Source organism: Geminicoccus flavidas (genome assembly GCF_009806515.1).
In the GTDB taxonomy this organism is placed as follows: domain Bacteria; phylum Pseudomonadota; class Alphaproteobacteria; order Geminicoccales; family Geminicoccaceae; genus Geminicoccus; species Geminicoccus flavidus.
The window spans coordinates 1-11710 of the sequence record NZ_WUJP01000606.1 but is presented as its reverse complement, the minus strand read 5'-3'; the positions used below and the strand labels follow the sequence as shown (position 1 = coordinate 11710).

Annotated in this window: 12 protein-coding genes; 1 reads left to right on the top strand and 11 read right to left on the bottom strand. The window is 68.4% G+C overall.

The window, feature by feature from the left end; translation table 11 throughout:
- The 8 genes from EQG76_RS17180 to EQG76_RS17140 form a co-directional block, all read right to left on the bottom strand.
- A partial coding sequence (locus EQG76_RS17180; protein ID WP_159715621.1) for a GAF domain-containing hybrid sensor histidine kinase/response regulator occupies positions 1-1700 on the bottom strand: 1700 nt, incomplete at its 3' end.
- A 240-nt stretch (positions 1701-1940) separates the two neighbouring features.
- Positions 1941-2708: an SDR family NAD(P)-dependent oxidoreductase gene (locus EQG76_RS17175; protein ID WP_159715620.1), complete on the bottom strand. Its 768-nt coding sequence runs from the start codon at positions 2706-2708 to the stop codon at positions 1941-1943.
- A 99-nt stretch (positions 2709-2807) separates the two neighbouring features.
- The gene (locus EQG76_RS17170) at positions 2808-4079 is read right to left on the bottom strand and encodes a TRAP transporter large permease (protein WP_159715619.1); all 1272 of its coding nucleotides are present in this window, start codon (positions 4077-4079) and stop codon (positions 2808-2810) included.
- Positions 4079-4606 carry a TRAP transporter small permease gene (locus EQG76_RS17165; RefSeq protein WP_159715618.1) on the bottom strand — a complete coding sequence of 176 codons (528 nt, stop codon included), beginning with the start codon at positions 4604-4606 and terminating at the stop codon, positions 4079-4081. Before EQG76_RS17165 ends, EQG76_RS17170 begins: the two co-directional genes overlap by 1 nt.
- Before the next feature lie 12 nt (positions 4607-4618).
- Positions 4619-5617, bottom strand: a complete 999-nt coding sequence (locus EQG76_RS17160) for a TRAP transporter substrate-binding protein (protein ID WP_159715617.1) — start codon at positions 5615-5617, stop codon at positions 4619-4621.
- A 372-nt stretch (positions 5618-5989) separates the two neighbouring features.
- Positions 5990-6220 carry a hypothetical protein gene (locus tag EQG76_RS17155; RefSeq protein WP_159715616.1) on the bottom strand — a complete coding sequence of 77 codons (231 nt, stop codon included), beginning with the start codon at positions 6218-6220 and terminating at the stop codon, positions 5990-5992.
- A 342-nt stretch (positions 6221-6562) separates the two neighbouring features.
- Positions 6563-7636: an NAD(P)-dependent alcohol dehydrogenase gene (locus tag EQG76_RS17145; protein ID WP_159715614.1), complete on the bottom strand. Its 1074-nt coding sequence runs from the start codon at positions 7634-7636 to the stop codon at positions 6563-6565.
- A gap of 119 nt (positions 7637-7755) precedes the next feature.
- Complete coding sequence (locus EQG76_RS17140) at positions 7756-8163, bottom strand: VOC family protein (RefSeq protein WP_159715613.1); 408 nt, start codon at positions 8161-8163, stop codon at positions 7756-7758.
- Positions 8164-8288: 125 nt separating this feature from the next.
- On the opposite strand from EQG76_RS17140, the gene EQG76_RS17135 reads away from it, so the two are divergent.
- Positions 8289-9443 carry an AAA family ATPase gene (locus EQG76_RS17135; RefSeq protein ID WP_159715612.1) on the top strand — a complete coding sequence of 385 codons (1155 nt, stop codon included), beginning with the start codon at positions 8289-8291 and terminating at the stop codon, positions 9441-9443.
- A gap of 27 nt (positions 9444-9470) precedes the next feature.
- On the opposite strand, the gene EQG76_RS17130 is transcribed toward EQG76_RS17135, so the two are convergent.
- From EQG76_RS17130 to EQG76_RS17120, 3 genes are all read right to left on the bottom strand, one after another.
- Positions 9471-9629, bottom strand: a complete 159-nt coding sequence (locus EQG76_RS17130) for a YqaE/Pmp3 family membrane protein (protein WP_159715611.1) — start codon at positions 9627-9629, stop codon at positions 9471-9473.
- A 49-nt stretch (positions 9630-9678) separates the two neighbouring features.
- Positions 9679-11028: a PQQ-dependent sugar dehydrogenase gene (locus EQG76_RS17125; RefSeq protein WP_159715610.1), complete on the bottom strand. Its 1350-nt coding sequence runs from the start codon at positions 11026-11028 to the stop codon at positions 9679-9681.
- A 98-nt stretch (positions 11029-11126) separates the two neighbouring features.
- Positions 11127-11710, bottom strand: a 584-nt coding sequence (locus EQG76_RS17120; RefSeq protein ID WP_159715609.1) for an SDR family oxidoreductase, incomplete at its 5' end; no start/stop codon positions are given.

Below are 11710 nucleotides of genomic sequence, written 5' to 3'. Positions count from 1 at the left end.
CCTTGGGTGGAGCCGCCGATGCCGCCAAGGGCTGCCAGCAGCTCCGGCCAGACGAAAGGCTTGCTCAGCACCTGGTCCATGCCCGCGGCGAGGCAGTGCTGGCGCTCCTCGGCCATGACGTTGGCGGTCAGGCCCAGGATCGGCACACGGCTGGCGGGTGCCTGGCTGGCGCGGATCCGGCGGGTCGCCTCGATCCCGTCCATGACCGGCATCTGCACGTCCATCAGCACGACGTCGAACGCCCGCTCCTTCAGCTTCCCGACTGCCTCCGCGCCGTTCTCGGCGAACTCGACCCGGTGGCCGTGGCGCGCCAGCACGGTCTGGAGCAGGTCGCGGTTGACTGCCACGTCCTCGGCCACCAGCACGTCCAGCGCTCTGCCTCCCGGCACCGCCTCGCGTGCGGCACTCGCCGCCGGCCGCATGGCGCCGGCACCGAGCGGCACGTAGACATGAAAGGTGCTGCCCTTGTCCGGCACGCTGTCCAGCGTGATCTGCCCGCGCATCGCGGCGATCAGCCTGCCGCAGATCGCGAGGCCCAGGCCGGTGCCGCCATAGTGGCGGCTGGTCGAGAGCTCCGCCTGGCTGAACGGCTTGAACAGGTCGGCCTGCCGTTCCTTGGGGATGCCGATGCCGGTGTCGGCGACCATGAAGGTCACCCGCCACCCAGCCTCGTCGGCCGGGCCGAGCCGGACCCCCAGCCGGACCCCGCCCTCGCTCGTGAACTTCAGGCCGTTGCCGATCAGGTTGACCAGGACCTGGCGCAGCCGGGTGGGATCGCCCCGCAGCACCGGCAAAGGCCCGTCCGGCAGGTCGAAATCCAGTCGCAGGCCGCGATCGGCCGCCTGCGGGCCCAGGATGGAACGGAGCTGCTCCACCAGCTCCTCGAGGGTGAAGTCGACCTCCTCCAGGACCAGGCCGTCGGCCTCGATCCGGGAATAGTCCAGGATCTCGTTCACCACGCTGAGCAGGTGGCGCCCCGACGTGCGGATCGAGCGCAGATAATGCGCTTGGCGATCGGTCAGCGCCTCCTCGGCCAGGAGATCGACCATCCCGAGCACGCCGGTAAGCGGGGTGCGGATCTCGTGGCTCATCGTCGCCAGGAACATCGACCGGCTGCTCGCCGCGGCCTCGGCTTCGCGCCGCGCCTCCTCCGCCGCAACAGCGAGCCGCCGTGCCTCCACCTCGCTTTGGCGCAGCGTGGCCATGCTCCGGTACAAGGCGAGGATCCCGGTGACGCTGGCCGCCAGGTCCACGAGATCGTCCAGCTCACCCGGCCGGAGCTGGCGCGGCCGCGTGTCGACGATGCACAGCGTGCCCAGCACATGGCCGTCCTCGGCGCGTAGCGGGATGCCCGCATAGAAGCGCACGTTCATCGCCCCGGTGACCGCCGGGTTGTCTGCGGTGCGCGGGTCGACCCGTGTGTCCGGGATCAGCAGCGACCGATCAGGATCGAGCAGCGTATAGGCGCACATGGATTGCGTGCGTGGCGTCTGGCTGCCGGCGGGCAGGCCCACCGCCGACTTGAACCATTGCCGGCTTTCGTCGACCAGCGTGACCAGCGCGATCGGCACGTCGTACAGCCGTGCCGCCAGCCGGGTGATCGCGTCCAGCCGGGGATCGGCTGGCGTGTCCAGGATCTGGCAGGCCCGCAGCGAATCCAGGCGCAGGTTCTCGTCCGCAGGTATCGGTGCTGCCGGCAATCACTCCTCCGCGCCAAGGGATCCGACCCCGGCCTCCAGCCGGCGGGACACCGTCCGGGCATCGCCGCCCGGGACGGCCGAACCGGACCCGGAAGCTCCAGGGCCGTTGGCTGAGTCAGGATCGTGCGATGCCACAACGGTGAATGCAGGATGCGCCCGATTCCCGGCAGGCGTATCTAATTCATTCCCTGAAAATGTGGAATAGTTCAACCAGATGATGGCTGCGTGGCAAGCGGTCCGTCAGTAGGTGGCCCGGCCGCCGGACAGGTCGAACACCGCCCCGGTCGTGAACGAGTTCTCCTCGCTCGCCAGCCAGGCGATCATCGCCGCCGCCTCGCCCAGCTCCAGGAACCGCCCGCGCGGGATCTTGGCCAGCATGTACTCGATATGCTCGGGTGCTTGCTCCATGGCACCCGGCGTGCGCGCCACGGCGGGCGTCACGCAGTTCACCGCGATGTTCGCCTTGGCCAGCTCCTTGCCCAGCGACTTGGTCATCGCGATCACCGCCGCCTTGGCCGAGCTGTAGGCAGCGGCGTTCGGGTTGCCTTCCTTGCCAGCGATCGAGGCGATGTTGACGATCCGGCCATAGTCCTGGGCCAGCATCACCGGGGCGACGTGCTTGCAGCAGTAGAAGGTGCCGTTCACGTCCACGTCGATGACGCTCTTCCAGGCATCGCTCGGATAGTCGGCAAGCGTCGCGTTCGGCCCGACCAGGGCCGCGTTGTTCACCAGGATGTCGATCCGGCCGAACCTCGCCACCGTGTTCCTGACCGCGGCCGCCACGCCCGCCTCGTCGGCGATGTCGACCACCTCGCCATGAACCCGTTCGGCCCCGGCCATGGCGGCGAACTCCTCCACCGCCTTGGCCAGCCGGCCGGCGACCACCTCCCAGACGACCAGCTTTGCCCCGGAGTCGAGGAAGCGCCGGCCGACCACCTGGCCAATGCCCTGGGCGCCGCCGGTGACGATCGCGACCCGGTCGGCAAGATTGATGGCGTTGATCTGCATGGGTTTCCTGTCCCTTCTGGCCCTTTGCGCCGCGGCGCCTCGCGCGGTCTAGCCGCGCTTGGCGCCCGGCCCAAGGGCCGAGGGGGCAAGGGCTCGGCCTCAGAAGCCCAGCACGTGCGGCAGCCAGAGGCTCAGGCCCGGCAGGTAGGTGATCAGGCCGAGCGCCACGATCAGGCCGATGAAGAACGGCCAGATCTCGCGCAGGATCTGCCCCATCGTCACCCTGGCGATGGTGATGGAGACGAACATCAGCACGCCGACCGGCGGGGTGAGCTGGCCGACAACCAAGTTGACCAGCAGCACGATCCCGAAATGCACCAGGTCGATCTGCAGGGTGATGAGCAGCGGGATCAGGATCGGCACCAGGATGATCATGACCGCGATGGTCTCGACGAACATGCCGACGACCAGCAGCGCGACGTTCAGGATCAGCAGGATCACCCAGGGCTCGGAGCTGAGCGCGGTCAGCGTGTTCACCACGAGCTGCGGCGCCTGCTCGATGCCCAAGATCCAGCTGAACGGCGATGCGGCACCCGCGATGATCAGGATCACGGCGGTCTCGCGCGCCGTGGTGGTCAGGATGCGCGGCAGGCTCGACCATTTGAGGGTGCGATAGACAAAGATGCCCACCAGTGCCGAGTAGAGTGCGGCCACACCGGCGATCTCGGTGGCGGTGACCGCGCCCAGGCGGAAGCCGACAATGATGATGACCGGCATCAGCAGCGCCCAGATGGCGCGCTTGAAGGTGGTCCAGAGCACGCTCGCCCGGAACTCGCCCGAGGTCGGGTAGTTGCGGATCCGCGCCAGGATCATGATGACGGCGGCCATGGCCCCCGCCATCACCACGCCCGGGACCAGGCCGGCGATGAACAGCGCCCCCAGCGAGACGTTGGCCTGCCAGGCGTAGAGCACCATCAGGATCGAGGGCGGAATGATCGGCCCCAGTGTGCCGGCCGAGGCCGAGAGCGCCGCGCCGAACGCCCGGCTGTAGCCGTTGCGTTCCAGTTGCGGGGTCAGCACCCGCGTGGTGGCGGCGGTGTCGGCGATCGACGAGCCGGAGATGCCGGACAGGAACACGTTGCCGACGATCGCGGTCTGCGCCAGCCCGCCGCGGATATGCCCGACAATGGCGCGGGTGAAGGCGAACAGCCGCTCGCTGATCCCGGACTCGTTCATGAGCGAGCCCGCCAGGGTGAACAGCGGCACGGCCAGGAGCGGGAATGACTGCAGCCCGGCGAAGACCCGCTGGACCACCAGGGAGAGCGGGATGCCTTCCTGCCAGATGACGAGGCCGGAGGACGCGATCATGGCGATGGCGACCGGCGTGCCGACCGCAACCAGGATCGCGAAGGCGAGGACCAGGACCAGCATCAGATCGCTTCCTCTTCAGCGGCCCCGATCAGGTCGTCTGGCCAGAGCGTGCGCTTCAGCCCGTCGCAGACGGCGTGGCGCAGGATGTGGATGCAGGAGAGCCCGGCGCCCGCCGGCACGGCGCTGAGCGCCCAGGCCGACGAGATGCGCATCATCGGCGTGGGCGAGCCGTACATGGTCATGGTGAGCTGGATGCCGAACCAGACCAGTGCCAGGAGCGTGACGAGGGTGGCGAGCACCGCGATCGTGCCCAGCAGGCTCCGCCAACGCTCGGGCAGGACCACCAGGAGCGCATCGACCCGCAGATGCATGCGCGTGCGAAAGCCGCTGGAGAGACCGACGAACAGCATCCAGGTGAACACGATGACAATGAATTCTTCCGACCAGACCAGCGGGTCGCTCAGCACGTAGCGGAAGAAGACGGCGGCGATGACGAGGCCGGCGACGATCGCATGGGTCGCGGCAAGGAACAGGTCCTCGCCGCGGGCCAGCGCATCGTCCAGCCGCACGAGCCAGGCGGCGGACATGGACGGATTCCGTTACTGCTTGCGCACTTCGGCGATCGCATCCTGCAGGCGCTGCCAGTGCTCCTGGCCCCAGCGTTCGGCGAGCTGCGGATAGACCGGCTCCATCGCCGCCTTGAACGCCTCGACATCGACGTCCTCGATGATCTTGGTGCGGCCGGACTTGCGGATCTCCTCCAGCATGTCGCGCTCGCGGCCCTGCTGCAGCTCGGAGTTCTTCTTGGAGATCGCCTCCGTCTCCTCGCGCAGGATGTTCTGGTGCTCCTCGGAGAGCCGGTCCCAGGTGATCTTGCTGATCACGATCGTGTTGTTCTGCAGCATGTGCCGGTCGAGCGTCAGCACACCCTGCACTTCATAATACTTGCGCGAGTAGATGGTCGGGATCGGGTTCTCCTGCCCGTCCACCGTCTTCTGCTGCAGGGCGGTATAGACCTCGCCGAACGGGATCGGCGTGGGTGCCGCACCGAACGCGCGGATCATCTCGACCCAGATCGGGCTTTCCGGCACACGGATCTTGAGGCCCACCATGTCCTCGGGCTTGCGCACCTCGCGGTCGGTGAAGGTGAAGTTGCGCCAGCCCCAGTAGGAGATCTTGGTCAGCGGCACGATGTTGTGCTGGTCGCGCAGCTCGTCCCAGAGCGGCTCGAAGGCGGGCCCGCGCAGGACCTCCTCGGCTTCCGCCCAGTCCGTCCACAAAAACGGCGTGCTGGCCATCTCGAGCGCGGGAACCAGTCCCGCCATGGACGGCATGCTGGGTGCGGAGATGTCCAGCGCGCCGAACTTCACCTGCTGGATGAGGTCGACCTCTTTGCCCAGCTGCTCGGACGGGAAGACCTGGATCTCCAGCTCGCCGTTGGTGCGCTCCTTCACCTTCTCGGCGAACTCGTTGAACAGGTCGTGCAAGACCTCGCCCGGGGCGTTGGCATGGCCGAACCGGAGCGTTTCCGCCTTTGCCACGGCCGAAGCCAAGAGGGCGGTGGTCACCGTCAGGGCGACCGCCAGTTGTTTCAGCATTTTCGTCAAACCTCCCTAGCACTTCCCGGCCGGATCTTTCTGGGCACCCGCACCGTGCCGGCTTCTAGTCCAACAATCTGCGCCGGGAAGCCAGCAGATGCTCGCACATCACCAGGGCCGCCCGGTCCGGCACGCCCTGACGGGCCGTCTCCAGGATGGCGACATGCCGGGCAGGAGCCAACCCCGGCCGCCGCGCGTGGCGGATGCCGGGGCGTGACAGGTGCAGAAGGATGCGCAGGTCGCGAACGATGGTCAGCGCCGGCTTGCTGCGACACCTGCTATGATCGTTAGGGAGGAAAGTCTTGGCGGCCGCGAGGCTGCCATGACCGCCATGAATAGTAGGCGGGCGGCTGCCCCAGCTGGCCGGGCAGGCTAGCGCATCACCTGCTCGAGCTTTTCCGGCCCGGGCAGCACCGGTTCACCGCGCTCGTGCAGCGCCGCCTCGACGATCTGCCGGATCACGTCGGAGCGGCTCGGCCGCTCCGGACGTGTGCTCCGCCACCGGTCGAGCAGCGCCATGGTGTCCGCCGAAAGCTGGACCTCGACCCGGACGGCTCCTCTCCGAGGCTCCGCCGGATCGTCGCTGAAGGGTTCCTCGCTCATGCGCCTCCAACGGCCAGCACCTGCCCTGGTTCCTCCCGAGGGAGCGCGCGGTAGCTGACGGCTCCGTCAGCTGAACTCCAGCGAGGAGACCGGGTCGCTGGCAGGAAAGCTCTCCAGCAGCGCTTCGTCGAGCAGGCGCTCGCGCTCTTCGATCGACAAGCGCCGCGGCCGCGGCCGTGCACGCACGGCCGGGCGCCGTTGACGTAGCTGCCCGGAGGGTGGGCGTTGTCTGATGGGATTGGGCATGGAGCATCTCCCAACTGCGGCAGTCCCCGCGGGCGGTTGCGCCCTTCCCATCAAGATCGGCAGCAAGCCCCCATGTTCAAGCCGAGTGCCGCAGCCTCACGGCTTGATGGCGACCTTGAGCACGCCGTCGCGCTGGTGGCCGAACAGGTCATAGGCTTCCTCGATCCGGTCCAGGCTGAACTGGTGGGTGACCAGCGGCTTCAGGTCGACTCGCCCTGTCTCGATCACGCCCATCAGCCGGCGCATCCGCTCCTTGCCGCCCGGGCAGAGGGTGGTGACGATGGTGTGGTCGCCCAGGCCCGCGGCAAACGCATTCAGCGGGATGCGAAGGTCGGCGGAATAGACGCCCAGGCTGGAAAGCGTGCCGCCCGGCCGGAGCACCCGCAGCGCGGATTCGAAGGTGCCCTGCGTGCCCAGCGCCTCGATCGCGACGTCCGCGCCCCGCCCGTCCGTGATCTGCATGATCTGGTCGACCGGGTCGCCGGCCTTGAAGTCGACCACCTGGTCGCAGCCCATCGCCCGCGCGACTTCCAGACGGGCCGGCACCGTGTCGACGCCGATGATGGTGGCGGCCCCCATCAGCCGGGCGCCGGCCACCGCGCACAGCCCGATCGGCCCCAGTGCGAACACCACCACCGTGTCGCCGATCCTGACCTGGCCGCGCTCCGCGCCCGAGAAGCCGGTGGACATGATGTCCGGGCACATCAGCACCTGCTCGTCGGTGAGGCCGTCCGGCACCGGCGCCAAGTTGGCCATCGCGTCCGGCACCAGCACGTATTCGGCTTGGCAGCCGTCGATCGTGTTGCCGAACTTCCAGCCACCGGTCGCCCTGAAGCCGTGCCTGGTGCCGACCCCGTCCTGCGAGCCGCAGCCGCACAGGCAGGCATTGGTGTAGCCGCTGGGCGTGATCGCACCGGCGATCACGCGCTGACCCTCCTGGTAGCCCTGCACGGCCGAGCCCAGCTTCTCGATGATGCCGACCGGCTCGTGCCCGACCGTCAGCCCCTTGGCGACCGGGTACTCGCCCTTGAGGATATGGATGTCGGTGCCGCAGATCGTGGTCGTGGTCACCCGGATCAGCGCATCGAGCGGCCCCACCTCGGGAATGGGCTTCTCGTCCAGGACGATGCGGTTCTTCTCGACGAAGATCGCCGCCTTCATCTTGGCCATGGCATCAACTCCTTCGGTTGTGGTCGCCCCGTTGTTCCCGGAATCTAGTTGGTCAACCTCGGCCGGGCCTTGATCCGGATCAATCGCCAGTGCCGGCACCGCGTCCTGGCCGCTTCCACTCAGGCGGGCGGAACGGTATCCGGTTCCATGTAGATGACTTCCCAGTTGTGCCCGTCCAGGTCGGAAAAGGCGTGGTAATACATGAAGCCATGGTCCTTGGGCTCCCTGTAGGTGCTGCCTCCGCCGGCGACGGCGGCTGCCACGATCCGGTCGACCGCCTCCCGGCTGTCCCGGGACAGCGCGATCAGCACCTCGGTGCTGGTGTGCGTGTCGCAGATCTGCTTGGGTGTGAACTCGCTGAACTTGGGCTCGGTCAGGAGCATGACGAAGATGTCGTCGGCAATGACCATGCAGGCGGCGGTCTCGTCGGTGAACTGCGGGTTGAAGTCGAAGCCCAGGCCCCGGAAGAACACCATCGACTGGTCGAGGTCCTTGACCGGGAGGTTGACGAAGATCTTGGTCGCCATCGCTAAAGCCTCACCTCGGGTTTATCACCGCAAGATGCCGGAACAGCGCCATTCGGGCCAGCGGGTGCAGGCTCACCCTCAATCCGCCGCTTGACCTTCCGTCGCAGTTTCGCTGTGCAGCAGCCATGATCAGCCGCCTCGCTGTTTCCGGCTACCGCTCCCTGCGCGACCTGCGCCTGGAGCTCGGGCCGCTCAACCTGGTTACCGGGGCCAACGGCAGCGGCAAGTCCAGCCTGTACCGGGCCCTGCGCCTCCTGGCCGATCTGGCGCAGGGCCGAGTGGTGGCCTCGCTCGCCGCCGAGGGCGGCCTGTCCTCTACCCTCTGGGCCGGGCCGGAAGCCTTCTCACGCGGGATGAAGACCGGCACCGTGCCGGTGCAGGGCACGGTGCGCCGCCAGCCGGTCGGGCTCAAGCTGGGCTTCGCCAGCCCCGATTATGGCTATGCGATCGATCTGGGCCTGCCTAAGCCCTCGACCTCCGCCTTTGCCCGCGATCCGGAGATCAAGGCCGAGAGTGTCTGGACCGGCGAACTGCTCCGCCGCGCCAGCTGCTTTGCCGAGCGGCGCGGCCCATCCGTGCGGCTGCGCGACGATCGGGGGGTATGGCGGCAGGCCATGACCGATCTCGCCTCCGCCGACAGCATGATGACCCACTGCGCCGACCCCCGCCAGGCGCCGGAACTGCTGCTGCTGCGCGAGCGGATGGCGGCCTGGCGGTTCTACGACCATCTGCCGACCGACCGGAACGCGCCGTCGCGCCGGCCGCAGGTCGGCACCTTCACGCCGGTCCTGGCGCATGATGGCGCGGACCTGGCGGCAGCGCTGCAGACCATCGTCGAGATCGGTGACCGTGCCGGCCTGCGCGCGACCCTGGACGACGCCTTCCCGGGCGCCGCCCTCGCGATCGGCGGCACGGACGGCTATCTGGAGGTGGAGTTGCGCCAGCCGGGCCTGCTCCGCCCGCTCAAGGCCACGGAGCTGTCCGACGGCACGCTGCGCTACCTGCTGCTCACCGCCGCCCTGCTCTCGCCCCGCCCGCCCGCACTGATGATCCTGAACGAACCCGAGACCAGCCTCCACCCGGACCTGCTCGCACCGCTGGCCCGGCTGATCGGCCGGGCGGCGGAGCGCAGCCAGCTGGTCGTCGTCTCGCACGCGCCCGCCCTGGTCGGCGCGCTGGCGGCCCAGCCTGCCTGCCGGCATCTTTCGCTGTGTAAGGAGCTCGGCGAGACCGTGCTGCCTGGCACCGAGCCACCGACTTGGGCCTGGCCGGAGCGCTGATCAGCGCTTCACGATCCCGGGCGCTGGTCAGCGCTTCACGATGATGTACACGGCATGGATGATGCCGGGGATGTAGCCCAGCAGGGTCAGCAGGATGTTGATCCAGAACTGGAGACCGAGGCCGACCTGCAGGAACACGCCGAGCGGCGGAAGGAGAATCGCGATCAGGATGCGCAGGACGTCCATGCAAGGCTCCGAAGGGTGGCGGCGGACCCAAAGGTCGCCGTGATGCTCCTTAAGACGCAGGAACGACCTGTGCGGTTCCATGCGCGGTGGTCACCCGCCACACCGCGTTGCCGGCATCGTCTGCCACCAGCAGGGCACCCGCCCGGTCCACCGCCACACCCACCGGCCGGCCATGCGCTTGGCCGGCCTCGTTCAAAAAGCCGGTGAGGAACCGCTCCGGCGGCCCGTCCGGCCGGCCCGCCGCGTCGAACGGCACGAACAGCACCTGATAGCCGCTCGGCACCGAGCGGTTCCAGGAACCATGCTGGCCGATGAAGGCGCCGCCCCGGTAGCGTTCCGGGAACATGTCGCCTTCGTAGAAGGCCAGGCCCAGCGAGGCTGTGTGCGCGCCCAGCGCATAGTCGGGCACGATCGCCTGGGCCACTAGGTCCGGGCGCGGCGGCTGCGCCCGCACGTCGACATGTCGGCCGTACCAGCTATAGGGCCAGCCATAGAAGCCGCCGTCTCGCACCGAGGTCAGGTAGTCCGGCACCAGGTCGTCGCCGATCTCGTCGCGCTCGTTGACCGTGGTCCAGAGCTGGCCCGAGGCCGGCTGCCAAGCTAGGCCGTTCGGGTTGCGCAGGCCGCTGGCGAACACCCGGACCGTGCGGGTGGCGAGCTCGATCTCGAGGATGGCCGCGCGCCGCTCCTCGTTCTCCATGCCATTCTCGCCGACATTGCTGTTCGAGCCCACCGTCGCGAACAGCCTGGTCCCGTCCGGACTGGCCAGGATGTTCTTGGTCCAGTGATGGTTGATCGGCCCGCCCGGCAGGTCGGCGATTTTCTCGCCTGCCGCGGTAATCCTGGTCTCGCCCGGGCGATAGGGGAAGCGCAGCACCGCGTCGGCATTGGCGACGTAGAGGTCGCTGCCGATCAGCGCCATGCCGAATGGCGAGAACAGGTTGTCCAGGAAGGTCGTGCGGATTTCCGCCACCCCGTCGCCATCCGCGTCACGCAGCAGGATGATCCGGTCGGGGCTTTTCACCCCGGCACCGGCCGAGGCCTTGACCAGGCCGGCCACCCAGTCCCGGAAGCCGGAGCTTTCCTTGGGCGGCGCGTTGCTTTCCGCGACGAGCACGTCGCTATTGGGCAGCACGTACAACCAGCGCGGATGCTCCAGCTCGCGCGCGAATGCCGCCGCCGCGAAGCCCGGTGCGGGTATCGGCGTCGCCTGCTTCGTCCAGCCGATCACGGCGGCGGTCTTGACCGTTGGCACCAGCGAGGCGCGCGGCTCCGGCAGGGTCGGGTTCGGCCCGTAGCCGGCCTCGACCGGCAAGGGCTCAGGCCCCGTACAGGCAGCCAGCGCCAGCGCCGCCAGTCCCAGGAGCCCTGCCGACCCGACGCTGCCCGACCTGGCCATCCGATCACCTCCTGCCGCGACACGCCGCCTTCTGCTGGCTACGCCGGCCGGACCCTGCCGGATTGGCCGGCCCCCCTGGCCGGCCCGCCGCAGCCTCGTTAGAGCATCGGCCGCCCGCCAGTGACCGGGATCACCGCACCGGTGATGTAGCTGCTCTCGTGCGAGGCCAGCATGACGTAGGCAGGCGCCAGTTCGACCGGCTGGCCGGCACGGCCGAGCGGGGTGTTCTGCCCGAAGCTCTCGACCTTGTCCGGCGGCATGGTCGAGGGGATCAGCGGCGTCCAGATCGGTCCCGGCGCCACCGCGTTAACCCGGATGCCCCGCTCCGCGACCAGGCCCGCCAGGCCCGCCGTGAAGTTGGCGATCGCACCCTTGGTGGTGGCGTAGGCCAGCAGCGTCGGCGAAGGGTTCTTGGCGTTGATCGAGCTGGTGTTGATGATCGAGCTGCCCGGCTTCATCACCGGGATCGCCGCCTTGCACAGGTAGAACTGGCTGTAGAGGTTGGTACGGAAGGTGACGTCCCATTCCTCCGCGGTGATGTCCTCGATCTTCTCGAAGGTCGCCTGATGCGCTGCGTTGTTGACCAGGATGTCGAGCTTGCCGAACTCCTGCTGCGCCCGTGCCACCAGCTCCTTGCAGTGGCTCTCCTCCTTGATGTCGCCGGCGACCACCACGGCCTTCT

Coding starts and splice junctions, on each gene's coding strand:
- EQG76_RS17135 (WP_159715612.1), top strand. CDS start 8,289: ATGATCAGCCGCCTCGCTGTTTCCGGCTACCGCTCCCTGCGCGACCTG.
- EQG76_RS17160 (WP_159715617.1), bottom strand. CDS start 5,617: ATGCTGAAACAACTGGCGGTCGCCCTGACGGTGACCACCGCCCTCTTG.
- EQG76_RS17130 (WP_159715611.1), bottom strand. CDS start 9,629: ATGGACGTCCTGCGCATCCTGATCGCGATTCTCCTTCCGCCGCTCGGC.
- EQG76_RS17165 (WP_159715618.1), bottom strand. CDS start 4,606: ATGTCCGCCGCCTGGCTCGTGCGGCTGGACGATGCGCTGGCCCGCGGC.
- EQG76_RS17170 (WP_159715619.1), bottom strand. CDS start 4,079: ATGCTGGTCCTGGTCCTCGCCTTCGCGATCCTGGTTGCGGTCGGCACG.
- EQG76_RS17155 (WP_159715616.1), bottom strand. CDS start 6,220: ATGAGCGAGGAACCCTTCAGCGACGATCCGGCGGAGCCTCGGAGAGGA.
- EQG76_RS17140 (WP_159715613.1), bottom strand. CDS start 8,163: ATGGCGACCAAGATCTTCGTCAACCTCCCGGTCAAGGACCTCGACCAG.
- EQG76_RS17125 (WP_159715610.1), bottom strand. CDS start 11,028: ATGGCCAGGTCGGGCAGCGTCGGGTCGGCAGGGCTCCTGGGACTGGCG.
- EQG76_RS17175 (WP_159715620.1), bottom strand. CDS start 2,708: ATGCAGATCAACGCCATCAATCTTGCCGACCGGGTCGCGATCGTCACC.
- EQG76_RS17145 (WP_159715614.1), bottom strand. CDS start 7,636: ATGGCCAAGATGAAGGCGGCGATCTTCGTCGAGAAGAACCGCATCGTC.